Origin of the sequence: Micromonospora sp. MH99, assembly GCF_021442385.1 — a bacterium.
GTDB lineage: Bacteria > Actinomycetota > Actinomycetes > Mycobacteriales > Micromonosporaceae > Micromonospora.
In genome coordinates this window covers 67,184-73,829 of record NZ_MUZA01000027.1, presented here as the reverse complement: position 1 = coordinate 73,829, position 6,646 = coordinate 67,184, and the positions used below count along the sequence as shown (strand labels likewise).

6 protein-coding genes and 1 pseudogene are annotated in these 6,646 nt (G+C 74.9%); 5 read left to right on the top strand and 2 right to left on the bottom strand.

Translation table 11 applies throughout. The features are described from left to right. The 5 genes and pseudogenes from B0E54_RS16590 to serS all read left to right on the top strand — a co-directional run. Positions 1 to 196: pseudogene (locus tag B0E54_RS16590) on the top strand (hypothetical protein); the annotation flags it as partial. Beyond that, complete coding sequence (locus B0E54_RS16585; RefSeq protein WP_234584444.1) at positions 193 to 1,341, top strand: alcohol dehydrogenase catalytic domain-containing protein; 1,149 nt, start codon at positions 193 to 195, stop codon at positions 1,339 to 1,341. The pseudogene B0E54_RS16590 and the gene B0E54_RS16585, both read left to right, overlap by 4 nt. Positions 1,342 to 1,390: 49 nt before the next feature. Next, a complete protein-coding gene (locus B0E54_RS16580) occupies positions 1,391 to 2,596 on the top strand; it encodes a trans-acting enoyl reductase family protein (RefSeq protein ID WP_234584443.1) in 1,206 nt (401 codons plus the stop codon). A gap of 25 nt (positions 2,597 to 2,621) precedes the next feature. After that, positions 2,622 to 3,731, top strand: coding sequence for a MerR family transcriptional regulator (locus tag B0E54_RS16575; RefSeq protein WP_234584442.1), 1,110 nt, complete (start codon positions 2,622 to 2,624; stop codon positions 3,729 to 3,731). Between the two features lie 95 nt (positions 3,732 to 3,826). Then, positions 3,827 to 5,110, top strand: coding sequence for a serine--tRNA ligase (gene serS / locus B0E54_RS16570; protein WP_234584441.1), 1,284 nt, complete (start codon positions 3,827 to 3,829; stop codon positions 5,108 to 5,110). 20 nt (positions 5,111 to 5,130) lie between these two features. On the opposite strand, the gene B0E54_RS16565 is transcribed toward serS, so the two are convergent. Further along, on the bottom strand, positions 5,131 to 6,006 hold the full coding sequence (locus B0E54_RS16565; protein ID WP_234584440.1) for a cytochrome c biogenesis CcdA family protein: 876 nt from the start codon (positions 6,004 to 6,006) through the stop codon (positions 5,131 to 5,133). Continuing rightward, positions 6,003 to 6,620 (bottom strand): thioredoxin-like domain-containing protein, encoded by a 618-nt coding sequence (locus tag B0E54_RS16560; protein WP_234584439.1) that lies wholly within the window; start codon positions 6,618 to 6,620, stop codon positions 6,003 to 6,005. Before B0E54_RS16560 ends, B0E54_RS16565 begins: the two co-directional genes overlap by 4 nt. Positions 6,621 to 6,646: the final 26 nt, after the last annotated feature.

Here is a 6,646-nt window from a genome sequence, read left to right as displayed (position 1 = left end):
CGACCGGGGCACCGAGTTGGCCGCCCGCCCGCTGGCCGGGGCCGTCGCGGCGACCGGCCTGGCCGCGCATCTGGTCGGCGACGACCCGCGACTGCTGGTCCGCCGGACCCTGCGGCAGGTCAAGCAGCGCGTGGAGGCCGGCGAGGTGCTGCGCGCGGACCGCTCGGCACTGGACCGCGGGGCGGCCCGCGGGTGAGGGCGCTGTGCTGGGTGGCCGCCGACGAGCTGGCGGTACGCGAGGTGCCCGACCCGGAGCTGCGCAACGAGCGGGACGTCATCGTCCGCGTCCGCCGCAGCGCCACCAGCGGCGTCGACCTGCCGCTCCTGGCCGGCCGGGACCCGCTGCTGCGCGCCGGTGACGTGCTGGGGACGGAGTTCCTGGGCGAGGTCGTCGAGACCGGTCCCGCGGTCCGGCGACACCGGATCGGCGACCGGGTGGTGGTCGGCGCGAGTGTCGCGTGCGGCGGCTGCTGGTACTGCCGGCGGGGACGGCACTCCTGCTGCGACAACGGGGGCGCCGACGTGGCGAGCGTCGATCCGGACCTGGTGCGTTCGGACGCCGGCTGTTTCGGCCGGCCCCGCGCGGCGGGTGGCTTCGCGGGCGGCCACGCCGAGTACGTCCGGGTGCCGTACGCCGACGTGGGCGCGTTCCGGGTGCCGGACGCGGTCGGCGACGACCGGGCGCTGTTCGCCGCCGACGCGGCGCCCACCGGCTGGCTGGCGGCCGAGCTGGGCGAGGTGCGATCCGGCGACGTGGTGGCGGTGTGGGGCGCCGGGGCGGTGGGTCAGTTGACCGCTCGCGCCGCGACCCTGCGCGGCGCCGCCCGGGTGCTCGTCGTCGACAGGCACGCCGACCGGCTGCGGATGGCCGAGCGGCACGCCGGGGCGGAGACGCTGGACTACCGCAGCACCGACGTCGCGGCGGAGCTGCGGGAGCGCAGCGGTGGACGCGGCCCGGACGTGTGCGTGGTCGCGGTGGGCGTACCGCCGACACGGTCGGTCGCCGATCGGTTGACCGGCCGGGACGTCGACCGCCCGGATGCCGTGCGCGAGGCGGTGCACGCCTGCCGCAAGGACGGCGTGGTGGTGGTGCTCGGCGGGGCCCAGGGGCACGTGGACGCGTTCGCGCTGGGCGCGGTGACCGACAAGCGGCTCACCCTGCGGGGGTCGCGCCGGCCGGACCTGCGCGACGTGCCGATGCTGCTGCACCGGATGGCCCGCGACGAGCTGCGCACCGAGCACCTGGCCACCCACCGGCTGCCGCTGGAGGACGGCCCCCGCGGGTACGCGCTGTTCGCCGACCGCGCCGACGGCTGCGTCCGGGCCGTGTTCACGCCGTGACCGCGCCTGCCGATCGGCGCTGGGCGATGGCGGGTGGCAGACTCGGGGGATGGCTGGGGAGCGGGCGTACGACGTGGTGCTGTTCGGGGCGACCGGCTTCACCGGGGGGTTGACGGCCGAGTATCTTGCCCGGCACGCGCCGCCCGGGTTGCGGTGGGCGCTGGCCGGGCGCAACGCCGATCGCCTCGCCGCCGTGCGCGACCGGCTCGCCGCGATCGACCCCGCCCTGGCCGACCTGCCGCTGCTCACCGCCGACGTGACCGACGCCGGTTCGCTGCGGGCCGTTGCGGAGAGCGCCCGCGTGGTCGCCAGCACCGTCGGCCCGTACGTCCACCACGGGCAGCCACTTGTCGCGGCCTGCGCCCGGTCCGGCACCGACTACCTGGACATCACCGGCGAGTCGGAGTTCGTCGACCTGATGTACGTCCGCCACCACGCCGAGGCGACAGCCAGCGGCGCCCGGCTGGTGCACGCCTGCGGGTTCGACTCCATCCCGCACGACCTGGGCGTCTGGTTCACCGTCAAGCAGTTGCCCGCCGACGTCCCGATCACCGTGGACGGCTACGTCCGCGCCGGTGGGCGGTTCTCCGCCGGGACGTACCATTCCGCGCTCACCGCGTTCGCCCGGACCGGGGAGGCCAGCCGGGCCGCCCGGGCCCGCCGGGCGCTCGAGCCGCGCCCCACCGACCGCCGGGTCCGCGCGGTGCCCGGCAAGCTGGCCCGCTCGTCGGAGCTGGGCATCTGGACCGTGCCGCTGCCCACGATCGACCCGCAGGTGATCCGCCGCTCGGCCGCGAGCCGCCCGGAGTACGGCCCGGACTTTCGCTACCGGCACTTCGCCGCCGTGAAGCGACTGCCCACCGTGCTGGTCAGCGCGGTGGGGCTCGGCGCGGTTGTCGGCCTGGTGAAGGTGCCGCCCACCCGGCGCTGGCTGCTCGGGCGGCTCGCCTCCGGGCAGGGCCCGACCCCGCAGCAGCGGGCGTCGTCCTGGTTCCGGGTCCGGTTCGTCGGCACCGGCGGCGGCAAGCGCGTGGTCACCGAGGTCGCGGGGGGCGACCCGGGCTACGACGAGACGGCGAAGATGCTCGCCGAGTCGGCGCTGTGCCTGGCGTTCGACGACCTGCCGCCGACCGCCGGCCAGCTCACCCCGGTCGCGGCGATGGGTGACGCGCTGCTGGCCCGGCTGGTCCGGGCCGGGCTCACCTTCCGGGTGATCGAGCAGGACGAGACGACCCCGGCACGCCCGGCCGCTTGACCCTCGACCAGGTCGAGGGGGCAGGATGCCCGACGTGGTGAGCGACCTGCACAGCATCGGCGAGTTGGCCCGGGCCAGCGGCCTGACCGTCAGCGCGCTGCGCTTCTACGACTCCGCGGGCGTGCTGGCACCGGCCCTGGTCGACCCGGTGACCGGCTACCGCTGGTACACCGACGAGCAGATCGGCCCGGCCCGGCTGGTCGCGGGGCTGCGTCGGGTCGGCATGCCGGTGCCCGAGATCGCCGCCGCCGTCCGCGCCGAGCCGCCCGAGGTGCACCGGCTGCTCGACGCGCACCTGCGCCGGCTGGCCGACGGGCTGGCCGACGCCCGCCGCGAGATCGTCCGGCTCCGGGCTCTGGTCGACCCGACGCCCACGACGGTGACCACGCTGCTGCTCTCCCCCGCCGAGCTGGCCGCCGCGCTCGACGCGGTGCGCTTCGCCGTCGGCGTCGACGCGGAGCTGCCGGCGCTGTCCGGCGTGCTGCTCGACGTCGAGCCGGACGGTGTGCGGCTGGTCGCCACCGATCGGCACCGGCTCGCGCTGGCCCGGGCCGGCGCGGCCGTCGACGGGCCGCCCGCGCGGGTGCTCGTGCCGGTGGACCTCGTCGACCGGCTACGCCGGCTGCTCGACCCCGCCGACGCCCGGCCGGTGCGGCTGACAGTGGCCGGCGTCGACCTGGCGGTGACGGTGGCCGGTCGGACGCTGACGGGCACCGCCCTGCCGTACGACTTCCCGGACTACCGTCGGCTGCTGCGCGAGGCGGTCGGCGCCCGGCCGGCCGCGTACCGCATCCCGGTTGACGTGGTGGCGCTGCGCGCGGCGCTGCGCGACCCGGCCGCCCCCACGCTGACCCGCGAGTACGCCGGCACGCCGCTGGCGGTCTCCGTCCTCGGTCTCGACGACCACGGCGGCCTGCGCCTGCTGCACCCGGCCGAGCTGTCCACGGCCGACCCGACGCCCGATCCGATCAGCGGGCTGCGGTTCGGGGTCAACGGCGAATATCTGCTCGACGCGCTGGACGCGGCCGGCGGCCCCCAGCTGGTGCTGGAGCTGGACGGGCCGATCGCCCCGCTGGCCCTGCGCCGCCCGAACGACGAGGACACCTTCTCCGTGCTGATGCCGATCCGGCTGTAAAACCCGTCGCGCTCCCCGTAGTCGGGTGGAAACGTGCGCGACGGTAGCATCTGTTGGTTCACCAGTGAACCCCGGACGGAGGCGTACGGAGCAGCATGCTCGACATGGAGTTGATCCGGAAGGACCGCGAGGCGGTGGCGACCGCGCTGGCGAAGCGTCTGGATCCCGCCGAGGTCGATCGGGCCCTGGACGAGATTCAGCGGCTCGACCAGGAACGGCGTTCCCTGATCACGGAGATCGATGCCGACCGGCAGCGCCGCAAGGCGGAGGCCCGGGCGTACGCGCAGGCGAAGCGCGCCGGCACCGAGCCGCAGGTCACCGCCCCCGACGCGGAGCGTGAGCAGCTCGCCGAGCTGGAGTCCCAGTTGGACGAGGTGCAGGCCCGGCTGCGCGACGCGATGAGCGAGCTGCCGAACCTGCCCAGCGACGACGTCCTGCCCGGCGGCAAGGAGGCGAACCGGGTCGTCAAGACCTTCGGCGAGCCACCGGCGATCGAGAAGGTCCGCGACCACGTGGAGCTGTCCCGCGCGCTGGGTCTGGTCGACTACGAGCGCGGTGTCAAGCTCGGCGGCTCCGGCTTCTGGATCTACACGGGGGTCGGCGCGCGGCTGGAGTGGGCGCTGCTCAACTACTTCGTCGACCAGCACATCAAGGCCGGGTACGAGTTCCTGCTCCCGCCGCACCTGCTGCTCGACTCGGCCGGTTTCGCCGCCGGCCAGTTCCCCAAGTTCTACGACGACGTCTACCACCTGGACTCCGACTCCGCGCCGCGCGGGCAGTTCCTGCTGCCCACGTCGGAGACGGCGATCCTGGGCGCGTACCAGGACGAGATCCTGGAGACCACGAAGCTGCCGTTGAAGGCGTTCGCGTACACGCCCTGCTACCGGCGCGAGTCGGCCGGGTCGCACTCGGACGAGCGCGGCACGGTGCGCGGGCACCAGTTCAACAAGGTGGAGATCTTCCAGTTCACCCTGCCCGAGCAGGCGGACGCGGCACTGGAGGAGATGCTCGCCCACGCCGAGAGCCTGGTCGAGGGGCTGGGTCTGCACTACCAGCGGACGCTGCTCTCGGCGGGCGACGCGAGCGCCTCGATGAAGAAGACCCTCGACATCGAGGTGTGGATGCCGAGCACGGGCAAGTACAAGGAGGTGTCGTCGGTCTCCTGGGCCGGCGACTACCAGGCCCGCCGGGCGGCCATCCGCTACCGCGAGCCGGGCGCCAAGCAGACCCGCTTCGTGCACACCCTCAACGGCTCCGCGCTGGCCACCAGCCGGCTCTTCCCGGCCATCCTGGAGCAGAACCAGCAGCCCGACGGCAGCGTCCTGATCCCCGAGGTCCTTCAGGACCGCCTGGGAACAGACCGCCTGACCCCCCGCTGAACCCTGCGTCGATCATGAAGTTATTGCCCCGCACCTCGGCGTGTCGGGGCAATAACTTCATGATCAACAGGGCGGCGGCGGCGGGTCAGCGCCGCCAGGGTCAGCAGCGCCGCCAGGGTCGTCAGGAGGAGCGCCGGGCCCAGCGTGTCGACGGTGTCGGCCAGGGCGTGCTGCACCTGCGAGGCCGCGCGGATGATCGGATCTGCGAGGGCTTCCCGGCGGCCGGCGGCCAGCCGTAGCTCGTACCAGCCGTACCAGGCGACGTACCCGCCCGCGAGCAGCAGCACCAGGCCACTGAGCCGGGGCACCAGCGCGCCGGCGACACGCAACCGGGCCACCAGCGAATCGCGCAACAGCGCCACGCCGAGCGCGGCGACAGCGACCACCAGACCCATCCCGAGGGCGTACGCGCCGAACAGCGCCAGCCCGCGGCCGGTCGAGCCGGCCTGGAGGCTGGTCACCACGATGGCCAGGAACGGTGCGATGGCGCAGCCCAGCGACGCCAGCGCGTACGCCGCGCCGAACAGCGCCATCGACGGCCAGGACCTCGTCAGCCGGGGCGCCCGCGCGGACCACCCGGGCGCGGGCAGCCGCCGACCGGCGAGCAGCCAACAGCCGGCCACCACCAGCAGCAGCCCGAGCGCCACGGTCAGCCACGGCAGCCGGGGACGCAGCCAGCCGGCCAGCGGCGCGAGCGCCAGGCCGAAGGCGCCGAAGACCACCACGTACCCCAGGGTGAGCCCGGCCGCCGCGGTGAGCGCGCGGCCGACCGCGCCGCGGGCGTCCGAGGCTCCGGCGACCAACAGCGAGAGGTACGCGGGCAGCAGCGCGAAGCCGCACGGGTTGACCGCGCCGAGCATGCCGGCGGTCAGCGCGAGCAGCAGCGGGGCGGTCACGCCCCGGCCAGGGCGGCGACGCGGGCGCTGAGCGCCTCACCGTCCAGGAAGCCCTGATGGACGACAGTGCCGTCCCGGTCGATGATCAGGAAGATGCTCTGCTCGGTCACCGCGAACCGCTTCCAGAGCACGCCCTTGCGGTCGTCGATCTGCGGCATGTCGCCGAGGTCGAACTCGGTGACGAAGTTCTTCATGTCCCGCTGCTCGCCGAGCCCGGCGACACCGACGATCGGCACGGTGTCGCGGTAGCGGGGCGCGATCTCGGCCACCGTCCACGCCTGGCTGGCGCAGGTGGCGCACCACGGTGCCCAGAACCAGAGCACCACCGGCCGGCCGGCCAGTCGCGTCGCGTCGAACACGCTGCCGGTGAGGGTGGTCCCGGTGAAGCGCAGGATGTCCGGGACCGGGGCCGGCGCGGCCGACGGTGCGCCGGTCGCGGGGGCAGCCGGGGTGGCCGCGGAGCTGGCCGGGGTCGGCGGGGTCCCGGCGGCGGTGGCGTCGGGCGGCACCGTGCCGGTGCAGGACGCCGTGGCGAGCAGGGCGGCGACGAGCGCCCCCACGATGGCGGCGCGGGGCGGGTACGCCGCCGCTGTCCACCCGATCGGCTTGCGCATCCGCAGCTCCGTTCGACAGGTGTGGT